The sequence below is a fragment of the Limosilactobacillus sp. genome, assembly GCF_022651205.1.
Taxonomy (GTDB): Bacteria; Bacillota; Bacilli; order Lactobacillales; family Lactobacillaceae; genus Limosilactobacillus.
Genome location: NZ_JALCQI010000007.1, coordinates 22,610 through 39,727, shown reverse-complemented (window position 1 = coordinate 39,727; position 17,118 = coordinate 22,610). Strand labels below are relative to the sequence as shown.

Sequence of the window (17,118 nt, the reverse complement as noted above, 5' to 3'; positions counted from 1 at the left end):
TAACTTAGTTAAAGGTACCAACTAGGTTAATGGTGTAACTTTAACTAAGCTATTTAATTAATCACTATTAATGCCGAATATCCTTTAGACGATCGTCAATCATGCTAAGGACAGCCTTGACGTTTTGCGGCTCTTCTAGATCATACTTCTCCAGATCAATTTTCATCTTTGGACTCGCGTCATAATCACGATACCAGTCTTTATAAGCATTCCACATCTTATAGTAGTAATCTTTTAATTCAGGATTTTGATCGATTTGTTCATAATCTCGTCCACGCTTTTTAATTCGGTAAAGGATCGTTTCAAAATCAGTTTCAGAATATACCATTAAGTCGGGTGACTTCTTTGGTAGGCGGTTGAGGTCAGCCATCATGTTATCCAATAATTTCAAGTAAACCTCTAACTCAGTATCACTAATGTTTCCTTCAGCGTTATTTTCACGGGTAAACAACGCATCCTCGTAGATTGAACGATCCAAAACATTGTTATCATCAGACAATGCTTGCTTAATCATTGAAAAGCGTTTATTAAGAAAATAAATTTGTAGTAGAAATCCATACTGTTTTGGATTTGCATAATAAAGTGGTAATACTGGATTCTCACCGACTGGTTCATAGTAAGCTTTTGTATTCAAATGCTCAGCAATTTTACCGGTCAAGGTGGTTTTACCGACCCCAATCATTCCTGCAGTAATTATCACCATAGTGGCCCCTCTTTACTTTAATTTTAAACACAAGCATTATCTTACTACAAAATATTGTGGATTCCTATTGAATTTTTGATATATTTTGTATTATAGAATAATCATTTATCAAGCAGTAGGGCTTGTAAATTGAATTTACTGGATGATTCCTGGTAAACTATTTTTTACGAATTCTTATTTGATTAATCAAATGACAGTTAGGGGGCAAAAGTTTGGAACAATCAAATAACCAGGATATTAAGATTAAATTGACAATTGCTAAGCAGCAGGGAAAGTTAGTTGAAGTCCATAATATTAAGGGTGATGATTACTTTAATGTTGGCTTTGTCGTTAGTATTGATAATTACTTTTGTCTAATGATTAGTATTGACTGGGATGGCAAAATTAACGGACTAATTGCGATTAGAATTGAGAGCATTAATGAAGTTAATGACCAAACAGATTATTTAACCACCGTTTCGGAAAAAACTAAGGTAGCCCACGAAAATAATTATTTTGATATCTGGCAAGTACAGCGATTTTTAGATGAGCACCCTGAAATTACGAACGGAAATATTTTAATGAATGTTTTAAGGGATGCAGCTAGAAATGCATTGCCGGTGGTTATTGGGACGAAAAAATACCAGGGAATTGATGATTTCTCTGGAATGATTCACAATCTGAATGAAATTACCTTGAACCTTCACTATTTTAATGAGAAGGATTTATCTTCAATGTGGAGTTACGATATTCCCATTTCTCAAATTGATTATGTCCGTTCCCGCGGGACACAAACAGCAACCACAAGGCAAATATTGAAAGATATTTTTCATCAGGATTAAATGAACTTGCAAGCAGGGAGTGCTTTTAGTAAACTTTCTTTAAATAAATGGAGGATATGAGAAGTGAAAGCTGAATTAATCTTAAAAGTAGTCATACCACCGTTAGTCATTTTTGCAATTCTTGTGGCTTTAACGATTGGTAAAGTAATTTCTGGTTGGTCAATGTACATTTTATGGATCCTGGGGTTTGTGGTTGCTAACCTATTAGTTACAAAGGTAACGGCAAAGTGGAGTTATCAACAACGCAAGCAAAAGCGACTTCAGGAGACAAAAAAGGATAATGAAAATGAGTAAAATTTTTTCCTTGATTAAGCGGATCTGTCTAATGGCCGCTTTTTTCTTGTGTATTGAATTACCACCAATTGCCGTCCAGATTGCCAATCGAAGCCGGCAGGTTACAGTTAAAACGGTAATTTTAATTGTGATCTTCCTTCTATTGTTTGGTTTTATTATCGTTTGGGCACGACAAACATACGAGCATTATAATCAGATACCAATTAGGAAAAAGATTAATCTTAAGCTGGTTATTAAGGGTTACCTAGTTATTTTAGTTGGTGAATATATTTTAGGGATCCTGAATGTCCTTTTTTATCACCAAACGGAAACAGCTAATAATCGGAGCCTCATGACAATATTAGGTCATAATCCGTTAGTAACAATCGTTTTTGCTACTTCGGCGGTAGTCTTAACTCCAATAGCGGAAGAATTAATCTTTCGTGGGGTATTAATGAATCTCTTTTTTAAGCCCAATACTTTTTGGCCCAAGGTTGTATTATCGGGAGTTGTATTCTCTGCTGGCCATATAAGCACGAATATTATTAGTTTCCTTCTATACTGCGTTTTAGGGATGACTTTGGCGTATGTTTATCGGAAGAGTGGCGATATCCGGAACTCAATTTTATTGCATGGATTAAACAATCTAATTGCGATGTTATTGATGCTTTCGCAAGTTTTTAATTAAGTCTTGAAAACGCTTACTAGAGGTGGTATATTATTGGTGAGGAAGGAAAGCGAGGCAGTGTTAAAGCACTGAACCTCCCGTCTCAGTAGAGCCGAAGGAAGTTAAGGAGTAGGCTAGAAGCAACGTAAGAGTAACCAGAAAGATCTTGATTTTAAATTGGGGTTACCAGGGTGCACTACTAGAGCGGTATCAGATTAAAAAGCGACTTTGCGGAAGATGAGAATCAAAAGTTTGTATTTAGTAATTAAGTTCCAGTGCAAAGTGGCAAGATTCCTTCCGTAGATGTTATGAGGAAGCGGACGACAGAACTAATAGGTCGAACCCCTCATAAGTACAAAACGAGTTCCAATACTTGGTGACGATCAGGTATTGGAACTTTTTTAATCTTCGTTGAATAAAAGTCAAATCTGATATAATAAATTCGGGAGGTGGTCAGATGTTCCTTTCAACAGAGGATTATCCACAGGCACACAAGGTACTGGGAGTTGCAAATGCAACAGCGCATTTAATGCTACCAAGTGATGCAATCGATTCATTCGAGTCATTGGATCAACTATTTGCTGAGGTACAGCAAAAATTACGTGAACGAGCAGCAGAAAAGAATGCGGACGGCATTGTTGGTGTTCGTTTCAATACAAATGTTGCAAATGTCCAAGTTGCACCGAAGTTTTTAGTATTGACCGGTTATGGGACAATGATTCAATTCATTGAAAATAAATAGATCTTGTAATTCAATAAAATTCCGGTATAATTAAACTGTTGTTATTTATTAATAACGATGCCCCAGTGGCGGAATTGGCAGACGCGCAACGTTCAGGTCGTTGTATGGGTTTCCATGTACAGGTTCGAATCCTGTTTGGGGCATTCTTGAAGAAAATTAACAAAGCACAAAAGCTCGGTAAACGCTATTACATCAACGTTTACCGAGCTCTTTTTCTTTATATCAAAGAACACAGAAAAGCACACATTAAATTTGTTATTATATAGCTTGGATTCATCTCTAAGATATTTAAATAAAATAAGCAAGGAGTTACTCTCAATGAAAGCATTATCCATTCGTTCAGACTATGCAGCTGATATTATAAATGGCACCAAAACAGAGGAGTACCGTTCCTGGTCGACTAATTATCGGGGCGATCTTTTAATTTGTAATACTGCAAAGAAAATTCATGGCTTTGTCCCTGGCTATGCCCTTTGTGTTGCCAAAATCACGGGAGTCGAGCAACGTAATGATAAGGATGGAAAATACTATGCTTGGAAGATTGCTCCTTTTACGGATGGCGGTTCGTACTGGATTGAACCAATTAAGGTTAAAGGACAATTACGTTTGTTCAATGTGGATGATAAGTTAATAAAAAAGGCGCCGTTCACTAATATTCACAGTCAAGAAGCAATAGCCTGGATCAATCAGATGATCGACCCGCTTCGATACTAGGAGGGAAAATAATTGCAATTCGTCATTGCCAGCCATAATCAAGATAAGATTAATGAGCTTCAAAGGATTTTTCGTACCTGCCATCATGATGCGGTTCCATACACAGAGTTACTTTCTAAAAAGGTATTTCCAGCTGAAGGGGATACTTCATATATGGAAAATGCCAGTCAAAAAGCACTTTTCATTAGTAAATACCTGAATCGTTATTTAGTAATCGCTGACGATTCAGGTTTATTTCTTACTGCTCATCCAAATATTCTTGGAGTAAGGACAGCACGAGATCTTGTTAACTTTCCGACTCCACATGAATATGCGGAATATATTATCCAATTAGTGCATGGTAGAAATCGGGCATTTAAGATGCAAACTAGTATTGCATGTGCATACCATGGGAGAATTCTCAAAGTAACTAACGGAACCTTGGAAGGTCAGATTGCAATAACAGAACGGGGGACTGCTGGGGAAGGGTTTAGTCAGATTTTGATTCCCGAGAATTCCACTAAAACTTTAGCCCAAATGACATTCGCAGAACGTTATCCTTATTTAACCCGAGCACGAGCGGCTGAAGGACTTATTCAATGGCTAAAAGAGAATAACAATCAATACTAAACAAAGTTCGATAATCATCCCCGCAAAGATAATTCGTGAATGGCGAGGATTGCCAAATGTTACTATCTTTTCTCGAAAGGCATTTGCGGTCAGTGCAAACAAAATAATTGAAACGGTTAGCCAAATGAAATTAACAAGTAAACGGGTCTTCCAGGTAAGAAATAGTTGAACAATTTGGCATGTTAAAAGAATGAAAAAGAAACAGCGGGTAATGATTAACCAATCATTAACGTGCTTTTCCATCTTTGCGTGAAGACCGGCAGTGGAAGAGATCAATAGGATAATGATCGTGAAGAGGATAAACAAGTTTAGCATTATAATGCTCCTTTCAGGATATGATTTTATCACTGATAGGAATTTATGGGACGAGACGGGCCAACTTTGCTTGAAAAAAAGTCAAAAAAAGTGTATTGTACATTACTGTGTTTACTATACTTATGAAGAGGTGATAGCCTGTGGCTGATTTTGAAATTGGTGATCTTGTTAAAGCAAAGAAGTTTGGCCCAATGGATCATGATTTTACCGGAATCGTCGAGAAAGTTTATAACAATTCCGTGATGATTTCGATTCAAGATTTCGATCCTAGTGATAAGAACGGGGTCAATGAATTGAATAGTCGTGCTGTTATTCGGCAAAGTGAGGCTAAGATGATCAAGGCTGTTCCACGAACCGAAAAAGATGATGATGAAGACGAAGATGCTAGTGAAGGCGCGGATAAGAAGTCTTCCAAGAATACTGCCGATAAAAAGGCAACGAAAAAGTCATCAAAAAAAGCTGACAAATAATTTGATTAGCGGTATACTTACTAAGTAATTGTTATTGCTTAGTTTTTGCGGGTATAGTTTAGTGGTAAAACTTAACCTTCCCAAGGTTGCGTCGCGAGTTCGATTCTCGTTACCCGCTTAGTAAATAAAGGAGCTGGAAAGATTAATTCTTTTCAGCTCCTTTTTCAATCTTATTTAACTTCTTTCAAAACCTTTGTGAGTTGTTCAGCGGATGCGTGCATCTTAGCTAATTCCGCCGCTGATAACTGGTATTCAACAACTTGGCCGATTCCTTGCCGGTTGATAATGGCAGGGGAGCCAAGGTAAATATCGTTGATCCCGTACTGTCCGGTCATTGGGGCAGAAACAGGAATTACCGTATTTTGGTTTTCAATAATTGCACAGACAATTGAAGATAAACACTTAGCGACCCCGTAGAAAGTTGCACCTTTATGCTGAATGATTTTTGCGCCAGCTCGACGGACTTGTTCTTCAATTTCATTTCTTTCTTCTGCCGTTAATTTAATAACTTCACTTAATGGCTGACCATTAATCATGGTCTCATCAAATGTCACGAATGAGGAATCACCGTGTTCACCAAGAACTTGTGAATCAACTGCATTAACAGAAATATTTAACCGCTGACTAAGAATCAATCGTAGCCGCATTGTATCAAGTGAGGTTCCTGTACCAATAACCCGCTCTTTTGGAAAACCAGAAATCTGTTGGGTTAGGGTGGTTAGAAGATCAACTGGATTACTTGAAATAACGAAAACACCGTTGAAACCACTGGCAACGATTGGTTTAATAATGTCTTTAAGGATCTTAATATTCTTATGTATCAAGTCTAAACGACTCTCACCAGGTTTTCGGGGAACACCAGCGGTAATAACAACAACGTCTGCATCATGAGCGTCTTCATAATTACCTGCTAAAACATCTGTAGGACCTGTTAATGGAGTGATGTCGGCAAGGTCAAGAGCATCACCAATTGCCTTATCTTGCTGACGGGTAACGATAACTAATTCGTCAACTTCACGGTTTGATTGGAGGAGCGAAAAGGCAAACGCTGAACCTACAGCCCCATCACCGACGAGGACTACTTTATGTCGATAGTGATTAATCATTATAATTCCTTCTTTTTTAGTTCACGTTCTGCAGCCCAGTGATTAATTGGACCAAATTTATGACCGACTTCGATCGGGTTTGAAATTGCAGCATAGACTGCATCTTTAGCATAGAGAACAGCATTTTTAACGTTAGCTCCCTTAGCCAGTTCGGCAGCAATAATGGCTGAGAAAGTATCACCAGTGCCGTTAACATGAGTTGTATCAAAGAACGGTCTGCTTAATTCAAATTGAGAACCATCTTCCAATAGAACGACATCAACAACTTCCTTTTGGTTACGATTACTGTGCTTTCCCTTAATAACAACGTTTTTTGCTCCCATTTCCTGAAGCTTTTTTGCCGCGGCAAACATTTCTTGAGAGTCATTTAATTCAAGCCCTGTTAGCTTCTGGGCTTCGTAAAAGTTAGGGGTGATTACGGTAGCCAAGGGGATAATTCGTTCACGGAATAGTTCGTAGGCTGATTGTTCCAAGAGCATTGCCCCATGCTTAGTAATGATGACCGGATCAACTACTAGCGGGCCAAAATCTACCTTAGCATACTGGTCCGCAACAACATTAATCACATCATCATTCGCAAGCATCCCAGTTTTGGCAGCAGAAATCTTAAAATCACTTGATAAAGTTTTGAACTGTTGAGTAATGAAATCTTTTGGCATTACCTGTGCAGCATCAATCCCGTAAGAATTTCCGGCAACAGCTGCTGTAAGGAGGCCGTGACCATAAACACCATCCGCAAAGAAAGCGTGAAGGTCGGCCGGCATTCCTGCACTGCCATCTGAGTCGTGACCAGCAATCGTTACTGCTTGTATCTGTTGATTAACCATGTCTATCAACTACCTTTCTTTGAATATGTTTGAAAAAATTGTAACATAAAAAGGTGAGTAATGGCTTAATAAAGGGCTTACACGATGTAAAACATAGTGTATTTAATATCAAAGAAATTTTATCTAAAGCATAAAAAATATTGTTTACAAACAAATGGAATATGATAAACTAGACAAGAAACCAATGATTGAAGAGTAGTAATAAGAAATGGCTTATCAGCGATCCTGTGATGGTGGAAGTCAGGAATCCGTTTCTTATGAAGGCGTGCTTCATAGGTAAAGCTTAATAAAATGAGTGGAATTCTAATTCAATTAGAGTGGTACCGCGGGAAATTCTCGTCTCTAGTAAATGTTTGTTGTTTACTGGAGACTTTTTGTATAGGAGGAATTATTTTATGGATGAAAAGTTACAAGTAGCCAATGCCCTATCAGCAGCATTACCAGATTTAACGGTTAACGAAATCGAAGAAAAAATTGAACGACCAAAGGATTCAAACAATGGTGACTATGCCTTTCCAACATTCTTCTTGGCTAAGAGCTTACACAAGGCTCCACAAATGATCGCCAGTGAATTAGTGGAAAAGATCAGTCAAGATGGCTTTGATAAGGTTGTTGTTGTTGGTCCATACATTAACTTCTTCCTTGATAAAGCAAATGTTGGTGCCGGTGTTTTACAAACGATCTTAAATGATCCAGAACACTACGGTGAAAGTGACCTTGGCCATAAGGCAAACGTTACAATTGACTATTCTTCACCTAATATTGCTAAGCCAATGGGGATGGGACACCTTCGTTCAACAATGATTGGTGAAGCAATTGCGCGGATTCTTGAGAAGGTTAACTATAACTTAATCCGGGTTGATTACCTTGGTGACTGGGGAACTCAATTTGGAAAAATGATGGCTGCCTACAAGATGTGGGGTGACAGTCAAGAAGTTCAAGACGGATTAAAGAGTGACCCAATTAACACCTTATTACAACTTTACGTACGGATTAATACTGAAGCGGATGAACACCCAGAATATACTGATGCTGGTCGTGAATGGTTTGCTAAGCTAGAACACGGAGATGAGGAAGCTTGGCGTCTTTGGCACTGGTTCCGGGCAATTTCTCTTGAACGGTTCCAACGGGTTTACGACATGTTGGATGTTAAGTTTGATTCATTTAATGGTGAAGCATTCTCAGCACAAAAGATGGAAGAACCAATCCAACTCCTCCGTGATAAGGGATTATTAAAGAAGAGTCGGGGAGCCGAAATTGTTGACCTTGATAAATTTAACTTGCCACCATTGCTGATTATCAAGAGTAACGGGACAACCACTTACATTACTCGTGATTTAGCTACTGCACTATTCCGGAAGCGGATGTATGGTCACGCAAAGTCACTTTATGTCGTTGGTGCTGAACAAGAAGTTTACTTCAAGCAATTACGGATGGCTTTGAAGGAACTTGGCTTTAACTGGTGGAACCAAATTAAACATATTTCATTCGGTTTGATGAACCTGAATGGTCAAAAGATGTCAACACGGAAGGGAAATGTTGTTTCTCTTGAAGATGTGCTTAATGATTCCGTTGACTTGGCACGGAAGCAAATTGCGGAAAAGAACCCTGACTTAAAGAATGCCGATGAAGTTGCTAAACAGGTTGGTATTGGTGCCGTAATTTTCCATGATTTGAAGAATTACCGGCGGAATGCGGTTAACTTTAAGCTAGAAGATGTTGTTAAGTTTGAAGGGGAAACCGGTCCTTACGTTCAATATGCTCGGGCACGGGCAGAGAGTATTTTACGGAAGGGCGGTATCCGTGACTTCAGTAATGTTGACTTAACTCAAGTTGGTGATGGCGCATGGGAATTAATTAGTTTCTTAAGCCAGTACGGTGAAGCTGTAAAGCGAGCAGCTCTTAACTATGATCCATCTGTAGTTGCCAAGTATGCATTGGAACTTGCCAAGAAGTTTAACCAATACTACGCTCATAACCGGATCTTAAATGATGATCCACAACAACCTGCACGTTTGGCATTGACTCAGGCTGTTAGTCATGTCTTAAAGTCAGCCTTAGCCCTACTTGATGTTAAGGCTCCAGACGAAATGTAATATATAAAAGGCTGGGAATTACCCTAGCCATCCTTGCGGGGCGCAAAAACGAAGCCATAAGTGACTTCGTTTTCGCGCTCCCTTATTGTTTTAAATTTTCATTATGCTAGTCGAAAAGCAATCACGTTAAATTTACTCGTGTGTTAAAATGATTTAGATTTAACGTTATTAAATATGGGGATTAATAAATGAGAAGAGAACCAGAAGGAAAGCCACCTTTCCGTGAACGATTGCTTGTCTGGTTAAAGCAACTTTGGCAACGAATAAGGATGGCAGCAATTGAACTTTGGCAACGATTTGTTCGTTGGCTGAAACAGTTTTGGCATCGGTATCAATTGACCCGGTGGCTAATTGTAATCTTTTTAGGATTATTTTTAGTAACTAGCACGTATTTAACATTTGTCGCAAAAACAGCTGATGTTAAGAATCTAGAGCATCGTTTACAACGACCAACGATGATTTATGATCGCGATGGGGAATCGGCAGGAAGTTTATATTCACAAAAAGGAACTTATGTATCTTTGGACAAAATTTCTGCAAACGTTCCAGCAGCGGTAATTTCTACCGAGGACCGAAACTTTTACCATGAACATGGATTTTCGGTTAAAGGGCTGGGACGAGCTGGCTTATTATTAATTAAAAATAAGCTACTGCATCGCAACTACATTTCGGGTGGAGGGAGTACCTTGACTCAGCAGTTGGTTAAGAATGCCTTTTTAACTCAGCAGCAAACTTTTTCCCGGAAGGCACGAGAGATTTTTATTGCGATTGAGGTTGAAAATCAATATACCAAGAAGCAAATTCTTACAATGTATCTTAACAACGCCTACTTTGGTAACGGGGTATGGGGAGTTCAAGATGCGGCTAAACGGTATTTTGACTGTGATGCGGCTGAATTAACGGTCCCACAAGCGGCAACGTTAGCGGGGATGTTAACCTCACCTGGAATCTATGATCCTGTTTCTCATCCTGATGCAACTAAGCAGCGACGGAACTTGGTTTTACAATTAATGGTAGAAAATCACCAGCTAAGTCAGGCAAGTGCTAACCAATATAAAAAATCTCCGTTAGAAGTAAGAAACGGTTATGTTGCGGCGGACACTTATCGTTACCCATACTACTTTGATGCTGTGATCTCTGAAGCGATCAACAAGTACCACCTTTCGGAAAAGGAAATCATGAATAATGGTTACAAGATCTATACGACATTGGATCAGGATCAGCAGCGTTCAATGCAGCAAACTTATGAAGATGATGATAATTTCCCAAGTAACTCGATTGATGGTACAAAGGTTCAATCGGCTTCGGTTGCTATGAATCCGAAAACAGGTGGAGTTACTGCAATTGTTGGTGGGCGTGGAAAACACGTTTTTCGGGGCTTTAACCGTGGAACGCAGATGCGTCGTCAGCCGGGGTCAACGATTAAACCATTAGTAGTTTATGCTCCGGCTTTGGAACATGGCTACTTCTACGATTCAACTTTGCAGGATAAGAAGCAATCGTACGGGACCAATGATTATACGCCAAAGAACTATGATGATACTTATGCCGGTAGTGTTCCAATGTATAAGGCAGTTTACGAGAGCTTAAACGCTCCTGCTGTATGGTTGCTGAATAAGATTGGTGTTAATACCGGTTACAAGATGGCACAAAAGTTTGACTTGCCAGTTGAAAAGAGTGATAAGAATCTTGCCTTAGCTCTAGGGGGAATGACGAAGGGAGTTTCTCCTGAACAAATTGCCCGTGCTTATTCAACCTTCGCCAATGAGGGGAAAATGCCTGATACTCACTATATTACAAAGATTAAAGATGCTTCCGGGAAGACCATTGTTACTGCAAAAGTAGCTAAGCCAAAGCGGGTTGTGACCACGAATACCGCTAAAAACATGACAAGTATGTTGATTGGTGTGTTTGAGCATGGGACTGGTCAGTCCGCTCGGCCATCTGGTTATACCTTAGCCGGGAAAACCGGAACAACAGAATCTGCCGTTAAGAGTGATAGTGCTGATGATCGTGATAAATGGATTGTCGGCTATACTCCCGATGTGGTAGTTGCTACTTGGGAAGGGTACGATGATACTAACTCATCGCACGCTTTACAGGATATTTCGATGAGAAATGTTAATAGTCTTTATAAGGCGGAAATGACCGGAATCCTCCGAAACACACCAAATACAAAGTTCGACGTTCAAGATGCCCAGACGCGGGCAACCGCTAATAGTGGAAAGAGTAATAAGGGCTGGGGTTCACTACTTAAAAATGGTGGCGATTTAATGAATCGCTTTAACCGCTCAGTAGATAATTTTGGTAATCGTGCCGGTCAATTATGGGATAACGTTCGTTCTTTATTCTGAAAGAATGATGATTAACCGATATTATGATACAATCAAATTGTTGAATAAATGAAAAGGGGTTACACAAATGGTTAATATTTACGATACCGCTAACGAACTTAGTAATCAGTTAAAAGAAACACAAGAATATCAAGGACTTAAAAAGGCATTTGACAACTTGAAGGCCCAAAAGGATACTTTTGAAACCTTTAAGAAGTTCCAACAAATGCAAGCTAATGCTCAACAAAAGCAAATGGCTGGTCAAAAACTAAGTCAAGATGAAATTAATGCAATTCAAACCGTTGCTAAGGAAATGAGTTCTAAGCCAGAAGTTCAAACTTTAATGAACCAAGAACGAGCTGTTGACAACATGCTCCAACAACTTAACCGGACAATTACAAGTCCTATTCAAGATATTTACAAGGACGTTATGCCACAGGGTCCACAACCAACTGACAAGTAACTGTTAATTTAGTTATAAAAATGATAACGGGAAGAAGGATGATGACAGTCGTGTCTGATTGCTCTTCCCGTTTTCGTATTTGAAGGGTGGAGAATATGAAGTTTATTCATACTGCAGACTTACATTTGGATAGTCCATTTCGTGGCTTATCGGATATGCCGACACGAATTTGGCAACAGGTTCACCAGTCTACTTTTACAGCATTTGAGCGAATTGTTGATGCAGCAATTGCGCAGCAAGTTGATTTCGTCTTAATTGTTGGTGATATTTATGATCGAGACCACCACAGTGCTGAGGCTGAGGATTTCTTTGTTCGTCAGTGTCAACGACTTGACCAAAATCAAATTCCGGTTTATTTAAGCTACGGAAATCATGATTATCAAGTCGTTAGAGATCAGGAAAATGCATTTCCTAAAAATGTTCATGTATTTGGAAATAGTGTTGAGACAAAGAAACTTACTCTTGCTGATAAGCAGACTGTAGCAATTACTGGGTTTAGCTATGAAAAACGGTGGCTGGATCAACAGGTGATTAATAATTTCCCAGGACGTGAAAACACGGATTGGCAGATCGGAATGCTTCACGGTGCTCTTTCACAAAATAATCCTGATCAAGATCACTATGCTCCATTCACGATTCCTGAACTGCTTCAAAAGAATTATGATTATTGGGCTTTGGGACACATTCATAAGCACCAGCAACTTAATGATAACCCGCCAATTGTTTATCCTGGTGATCCACAAGGCCGTCATAAAAATGAAGAGGGCCAACATGGGTACTATCTTGTTCAGAGTAATTCCGGAAAGCTGGTACCAGAGTTTAAGGTAGTTGCTCCAATTGAGTGGTGCAAAATTAATGTTGAACCCCAGAATTCCCAATCAGGGGAGTCACTGGTAAAGGAACTTATTGATCAGGTTAAAGTGACAGATGATTTTAAAATGATCGCATTTAATGTAATCTTGACTGATAATTCTAGCAGCTTAATAAAGCAGTTACTTGGTAACGGAACAATCTTGGAAAGACTGCAAGATCAACTAGCGGGGGAGAAGTCTGTGCAGTGGTGGCCGTACCAAATAAACCTGATTGAACCAACCGGGCTACCTAAGATGACCGATTTAGATCAAGATTACTGGAAGCAAGCGGCTCAAGAAACCTTTACCCAATCCGCTGTTATTGATCTTGCAGGGAAATTAGCCAAGTATGACTTTATTGCTGAACAGCTTGCTGAACCTTCACTAATTGAAGAACTGCGTCAGGAGGCAAGTCGAGAATTGGAGGGGGAGCGTCATGATAATTAAGAAGATCCATATTGATGGCTTTGGTAAGTGGCATGACCAAGATTTTGACTTTACTAATAATCCTGTAATAGTCTACGGAGCTAACGAAGCCGGGAAAACAACCCTAGCATCTTTTGTTCTGAGTGTCCTCTTTGGGTTCGCGGATGGACGAGGAAAAAATAAATATCAACAATATATTCCTAAGGATGGGGCGAGTTACGGTGGCTCGCTGACCGTGATTGCGGATAATCACCAGTACGTTATTAAACGGGTTAAAGGAAAAAATGGTGGGAAAGTTACGATTACTAACGAGCAAGGGAAGAAAGAAAAGGCTGCTTTTCTGTCCACTTTGCTTGGGCCACTGGATCGTGAACTTTATCAGGCAATTTATAGTTTCAACCAGAGTAACATTTTGAATGATGAACTAGATCGTGAACAACTAGAGCAACAGTTACAAAGATTAGGGGCAGTGGGAAGCCAGGAATGGCTAAAGCAAATTGCCCGTCTAGAAAAAACTGCTGATTCACTATATAAGCCACGTGGTCGAAAACTGAGTTTGAACCGTCATTTGAAAGAATATGATGAGCTTCGTGAACGAGTTAACCAAGCCCAACTACAGAGTGGTGAATATCATCGATTTGCTCAGGAAAAAGCTGAAAAGCAGTCTAGGCTAAAGCAGCTACGCCAGAATCAACCGGAATTGAAACATCAAGTGGAACAGATGGAACGCCTTCAGCGATTGTGGCCGGTATATGAACAGTGGCAAAGTCACCAAAAAGAGACGGTAGCGGGAGTAAAATTGTCTGACGAGAAAGTTATTAAGGTTCAAAAGCTCCAAAATCGGGAACAAGAACTTCAGAAACAAATTACTTCTCTTGAACAACAGCTACTTGAACAACAAGCAATAATTAAAAGGTTTTCGAGATCTGAATTAAATAATTATCGGAAGCAAAAGGCTTATTACCAGCAGTTAAAGGACCAGTTATTAGCTTTGCAGATCCAGGCAAATGGTCAGTCGACGGGTCAACAAAGATCGTGGCAAGCGGAACTTGATCAATTAGCGGAACGCTACGGAAATACTAAATTACCAGACCCGCTTTCTGAACGTGCATTGAGTAAGCTAGAAGAACTTTTAAAGACAACTTCGCAAGAGAAGAATAATCAGAACCTTTTCATCCCTGGGATTGGAATTGTTCTCTTTGTAATTGGTTTAATCATCCATCAGCCATTAATCTGGATTTTAGGAATTATTGCCCTTTGTGGTGCAGGTGGATTGTGGTTTAAGCAGCAACAACAGGAAAAACAGCAAGCGGAAGACCATCGCTCAGCTTTGCGTGATTTTGGAGAGAAGTACGGTCTAACGGCATTTCCAACTAACAAGTGGTTAACAATGCAGGCTGATCTTCACCGTTACCATGATTTGAAAATTCAATTAGCACAAGCTACTAAGAGTAAAAATGACTTTGAGCAACAATTAGCCCAGATTGAGCAGCAGTTGCCAATAAAAATGACGGTTAATTCGATTAATGAACTAATTAATAGCTATAACCGGTGGCTAATTGAAATGCAGGATCAGTCACAACAACTGACAAATGCAGAACAAGAGTTATCGAGGACCGAAAAGCGGGTCGACCAATTAAAGTCTCAATTAACGACTGTCCAGGGAGATAAAGAAGGGGAATATCAGCAATTAGAAATTAAAACTGATGATGACTTTAAGCAACTTCAAGCACAAAGGGTAACAGCTCAAACCAAAAAGGTTACTACTGAAGCATATGCTCAACAGCTAACCGAAAAAGATCGGGAGCAGTTAGCACAGTATGATAAACATTCGTTGGATGATGGAGTTTCACAAGTTCACCAGCAACTAGCTGTCAATGAACGAGAACAAACTGAACTTGAGACTGCCTTAGCGCAGCTTAATGTTCAAATTAATTCCTTGGTTCAAGATGGTTCATTTAGTGAGTTAAACCAGCGATTAGTTAATTTACAGACAATAATTTGGAATGAGACTAAGCAATGGTTAAGTGAACGGTTTGCTATCCGGTGGATCAACGAAGCCCTAAAACTTGCTTCTCAGGATCGTTACCCAAAGATCCTCCATCAAGCAGAACGCTTCTTTGCGGTACTAACCGCTGATCGTTACCAAAAAATAATGGTCAATGATGAGGGAATAAGTGTCTTGAATCAGCAACAGCAGATATTCCAAGTGCCCGAACTATCACTTGGAACTGCTGAACAATTATTTATTTCTCTTCGCTTAGGCTTTGTTTCAGTGATTAGTGATCAAATTAAGTTACCTGTAATGGTTGATGATGGTTTTGTTAATTTTGATAATGTCCGGCGTAGTCGAATGTTGGAACTGCTAAAACGACTGGCTAGTGAAAATCAAGTGATTTACTTTACTGCTAACGATCAGATTAAAGACCTTGGGGCAACCGTTATTGATCTTGATAAAATAAATAAGAATAAAGTTTGAAAATCATTTAAACATTCTGGATCGATGGACGCATCACTTTTTGAGTGTGGTATATTAGATTGGTAATTTTTGAGAAAATTAAATTAAATCGAGGAAGTGTTTTTTTGAAGTCTAAAAAATTAATTGCCATTATTGCCTGTGCAACTTTAGTTCTTCCCTTAGCTGCTTGTGGAAGCAAGGCCGTTGCAACTACTAGTGGCGGTAAGATTACTCAAGAAGAGTACTACAACGAGATGAAGACTACTACTAATGGTAAGCAAGTCCTTCAACAAATGATTTTGGATAAGGTCTTGGAAAAAGAATATGGTAAGCAGGTTTCTGATAAGCAGGTTAATGCCCAATACAACATGTACAAAAACCAGTATGGTTCACAATTCAGTGCGGTATTGCAACAACAGGGATTAACCGAAAAGAAGTTAAAACAACAGATTCGGTCTAACTTGTGCCTAGAGGCTGCTGTTCGAAGCTACACCCACATTACGAATGCTCAAATTAATAAGCAATGGAAGAAGTACGAGCCAAAAGTTCAAACCGCTGAAATTCTTGTTGGAAGTAAGGATGATGCCCAAGAGATTATTGATCAATTAAATAACTCTGATCATCCATATAAGACCTTTAAAAAGTTAGTTAAGTCAAAGTCAACTGACGCTTCAACCAAGAATGCTGGAGGAAAAGTTGCTGCATTTGACAACACTTCCACATCTGTTGATTCTGCATATAAAAAGGCTGCCTTCAAGTTGAAGACTGGTGACTACACTACTGAACCAGTTAAGACCGATGATGGCTATGTTGTAATTTACATGATTGAACACCCAGCTAAGGGGAAGAAGAGTCAGCACATTAATGACTTAAGAACACAAATTGTTCAAGAAAAGATGAATGACTCCAAGTTCTTGCATAAGGTTGTTTCTAATGTTTTGAAGAAGGGGAACGTTTCAATTAAGGATAACGATCTGAAGAACATTATGGATGAATACCTAAACAGTAACGCAACTACTACTAAGTCAAATAGTGGTTCAACATTAGGTAACAATTAATTATTAAAATTAAAAGAAGTCCTTCACGTTCGATTGTCGAGCGTGAAGGACTTCTTTTAACAAATCGATTTAATTCATTTTATTAAGAATCTGTTGGATCTTTTCAAGCCGAGGCTGATTCTTAAACTGCCATTGGTTTACCAGCCTATTTACACTGGTGATATATTCTTCGACCTCTTTAGAAGA

At 39.1% G+C, this 17,118-nt stretch carries 18 protein-coding genes and 2 tRNA genes; 16 read left to right on the top strand and 4 right to left on the bottom strand.

The features are described 5' to 3' along the window. Positions 1–67: 67 nt before the first annotated feature. Entirely contained in the window at positions 68–703 is a 636-nt protein-coding gene (locus tag LKJ51_RS03005) for a deoxynucleoside kinase (protein WP_291979179.1), read from the bottom strand. A gap of 212 nt (positions 704–915) precedes the next feature. On the opposite strand from LKJ51_RS03005, the gene LKJ51_RS03000 reads away from it, so the two are divergent. The 8 genes from LKJ51_RS03000 (at position 916) to LKJ51_RS02965 (ending at position 4,529) form a co-directional block, all read left to right on the top strand. Next, on the top strand, positions 916–1,524 hold the full coding sequence (locus LKJ51_RS03000; protein WP_291979181.1) for a hypothetical protein: 609 nt from the start codon (positions 916–918) through the stop codon (positions 1,522–1,524). A 63-nt stretch (positions 1,525–1,587) separates the two neighbouring features. Further along, positions 1,588–1,818, top strand: coding sequence for a hypothetical protein (locus LKJ51_RS02995; protein ID WP_291979183.1), 231 nt, complete (start codon positions 1,588–1,590; stop codon positions 1,816–1,818). Then, positions 1,805–2,485 carry a CPBP family intramembrane glutamic endopeptidase gene (locus LKJ51_RS02990; protein ID WP_291980092.1) on the top strand — a complete coding sequence of 227 codons (681 nt, stop codon included), beginning with the start codon at positions 1,805–1,807 and terminating at the stop codon, positions 2,483–2,485. The genes LKJ51_RS02995 and LKJ51_RS02990 overlap by 14 nt, the downstream gene beginning before the upstream one ends. Before the next feature lie 436 nt (positions 2,486–2,921). Continuing rightward, entirely contained in the window at positions 2,922–3,206 is a 285-nt protein-coding gene (locus LKJ51_RS02985; RefSeq protein WP_291979188.1) for a hypothetical protein, read from the top strand. Positions 3,207–3,265: 59 nt separating this feature from the next. Then, positions 3,266–3,349: transfer RNA gene (locus tag LKJ51_RS02980), tRNA-Leu, on the top strand. After that, complete coding sequence (locus LKJ51_RS02975; RefSeq protein WP_291980091.1) at positions 3,311–3,472, top strand: hypothetical protein; 162 nt, start codon at positions 3,311–3,313, stop codon at positions 3,470–3,472. Before LKJ51_RS02980 ends, LKJ51_RS02975 begins: the two co-directional genes overlap by 39 nt. Before the next feature lie 52 nt (positions 3,473–3,524). Next, the gene (locus LKJ51_RS02970) at positions 3,525–3,920 is read left to right on the top strand and encodes an ASCH domain-containing protein (RefSeq protein WP_291979190.1); all 396 of its coding nucleotides are present in this window, start codon (positions 3,525–3,527) and stop codon (positions 3,918–3,920) included. Positions 3,921–3,932: 12 nt separating this feature from the next. Next, a complete protein-coding gene (locus LKJ51_RS02965; RefSeq protein WP_291979192.1) occupies positions 3,933–4,529 on the top strand; it encodes a non-canonical purine NTP pyrophosphatase in 597 nt (198 codons plus the stop codon). Here the strand turns inward: LKJ51_RS02965 and LKJ51_RS02960 are convergent. Beyond that, a complete protein-coding gene (locus LKJ51_RS02960; protein WP_291979194.1) occupies positions 4,503–4,844 on the bottom strand; it encodes a hypothetical protein in 342 nt (113 codons plus the stop codon). The two genes, LKJ51_RS02965 and LKJ51_RS02960, sit on opposite strands and share 27 nt — an antisense overlap. A 140-nt stretch (positions 4,845–4,984) precedes the next feature. Between LKJ51_RS02960 and LKJ51_RS02955 the strand changes: the two genes are divergently transcribed. Next, positions 4,985–5,314: a hypothetical protein gene (locus tag LKJ51_RS02955; RefSeq protein ID WP_291979195.1), complete on the top strand. Its 330-nt coding sequence runs from the start codon at positions 4,985–4,987 to the stop codon at positions 5,312–5,314. Between the two features lie 47 nt (positions 5,315–5,361). Next, a tRNA-Gly gene (locus LKJ51_RS02950) sits at positions 5,362–5,432 on the top strand. A gap of 52 nt (positions 5,433–5,484) precedes the next feature. On the opposite strand, the gene LKJ51_RS02945 is transcribed toward LKJ51_RS02950, so the two are convergent. Beyond that, a complete protein-coding gene (locus tag LKJ51_RS02945) occupies positions 5,485–6,420 on the bottom strand; it encodes an L-lactate dehydrogenase (RefSeq protein WP_291979197.1) in 936 nt (311 codons plus the stop codon). Continuing rightward, a complete protein-coding gene (gene thiD / locus LKJ51_RS02940; protein ID WP_291979199.1) occupies positions 6,420–7,247 on the bottom strand; it encodes a bifunctional hydroxymethylpyrimidine kinase/phosphomethylpyrimidine kinase in 828 nt (275 codons plus the stop codon). Before thiD ends, LKJ51_RS02945 begins: the two co-directional genes overlap by 1 nt. A 395-nt stretch (positions 7,248–7,642) precedes the next feature. Here thiD and argS point away from each other — a divergent pair, with 395 nt between their 5' ends. The 6 genes from argS to LKJ51_RS02910 all read left to right on the top strand — a co-directional run bounded on the left by argS (position 7,643) and on the right by LKJ51_RS02910 (position 16,932). Next, positions 7,643–9,343 carry an arginine--tRNA ligase gene (argS, locus tag LKJ51_RS02935; protein WP_291979201.1) on the top strand — a complete coding sequence of 567 codons (1,701 nt, stop codon included), beginning with the start codon at positions 7,643–7,645 and terminating at the stop codon, positions 9,341–9,343. Positions 9,344–9,531: 188 nt separating this feature from the next. Then, complete coding sequence (locus LKJ51_RS02930; RefSeq protein ID WP_291979204.1) at positions 9,532–11,697, top strand: PBP1A family penicillin-binding protein; 2,166 nt, start codon at positions 9,532–9,534, stop codon at positions 11,695–11,697. 67 nt (positions 11,698–11,764) lie between these two features. Further along, positions 11,765–12,139, top strand: coding sequence for a YlbF family regulator (locus tag LKJ51_RS02925; protein WP_291979206.1), 375 nt, complete (start codon positions 11,765–11,767; stop codon positions 12,137–12,139). 95 nt (positions 12,140–12,234) lie between these two features. Continuing rightward, complete coding sequence (locus tag LKJ51_RS02920; RefSeq protein ID WP_291979208.1) at positions 12,235–13,437, top strand: metallophosphoesterase family protein; 1,203 nt, start codon at positions 12,235–12,237, stop codon at positions 13,435–13,437. Next, the gene (locus LKJ51_RS02915; protein WP_291979210.1) at positions 13,427–15,895 is read left to right on the top strand and encodes an ATP-binding protein; all 2,469 of its coding nucleotides are present in this window, start codon (positions 13,427–13,429) and stop codon (positions 15,893–15,895) included. Before LKJ51_RS02920 ends, LKJ51_RS02915 begins: the two co-directional genes overlap by 11 nt. Positions 15,896–15,999: 104 nt before the next feature. Beyond that, entirely contained in the window at positions 16,000–16,932 is a 933-nt protein-coding gene (locus tag LKJ51_RS02910) for a peptidylprolyl isomerase (RefSeq protein WP_291979212.1), read from the top strand. Positions 16,933–17,118: the final 186 nt, after the last annotated feature.

What these genes read in the sequence shown, in the direction of transcription:
- LKJ51_RS02985 (WP_291979188.1), top strand. Translation starts at nt 2,922, where the DNA reads ATGTTCCTTTCAACAGAGGATTATCCACAGGCACACAAGGTACTGGGA.
- LKJ51_RS02990 (WP_291980092.1), top strand. Translation starts at nt 1,805, where the DNA reads ATGAAAATGAGTAAAATTTTTTCCTTGATTAAGCGGATCTGTCTAATG.
- argS (WP_291979201.1), top strand. Translation starts at nt 7,643, where the DNA reads ATGGATGAAAAGTTACAAGTAGCCAATGCCCTATCAGCAGCATTACCA.
- thiD (WP_291979199.1), bottom strand. Translation starts at nt 7,247, where the DNA reads ATGGTTAATCAACAGATACAAGCAGTAACGATTGCTGGTCACGACTCA.
- LKJ51_RS02925 (WP_291979206.1), top strand. Translation starts at nt 11,765, where the DNA reads ATGGTTAATATTTACGATACCGCTAACGAACTTAGTAATCAGTTAAAA.
- LKJ51_RS02975 (WP_291980091.1), top strand. Translation starts at nt 3,311, where the DNA reads ATGGGTTTCCATGTACAGGTTCGAATCCTGTTTGGGGCATTCTTGAAG.
- LKJ51_RS02960 (WP_291979194.1), bottom strand. Translation starts at nt 4,844, where the DNA reads ATGCTAAACTTGTTTATCCTCTTCACGATCATTATCCTATTGATCTCT.
- LKJ51_RS02970 (WP_291979190.1), top strand. Translation starts at nt 3,525, where the DNA reads ATGAAAGCATTATCCATTCGTTCAGACTATGCAGCTGATATTATAAAT.
- LKJ51_RS02920 (WP_291979208.1), top strand. Translation starts at nt 12,235, where the DNA reads ATGAAGTTTATTCATACTGCAGACTTACATTTGGATAGTCCATTTCGT.
- LKJ51_RS02945 (WP_291979197.1), bottom strand. Translation starts at nt 6,420, where the DNA reads ATGATTAATCACTATCGACATAAAGTAGTCCTCGTCGGTGATGGGGCT.
- LKJ51_RS03005 (WP_291979179.1), bottom strand. Translation starts at nt 703, where the DNA reads ATGGTGATAATTACTGCAGGAATGATTGGGGTCGGTAAAACCACCTTG.
- LKJ51_RS02915 (WP_291979210.1), top strand. Translation starts at nt 13,427, where the DNA reads ATGATAATTAAGAAGATCCATATTGATGGCTTTGGTAAGTGGCATGAC.
- LKJ51_RS02930 (WP_291979204.1), top strand. Translation starts at nt 9,532, where the DNA reads ATGAGAAGAGAACCAGAAGGAAAGCCACCTTTCCGTGAACGATTGCTT.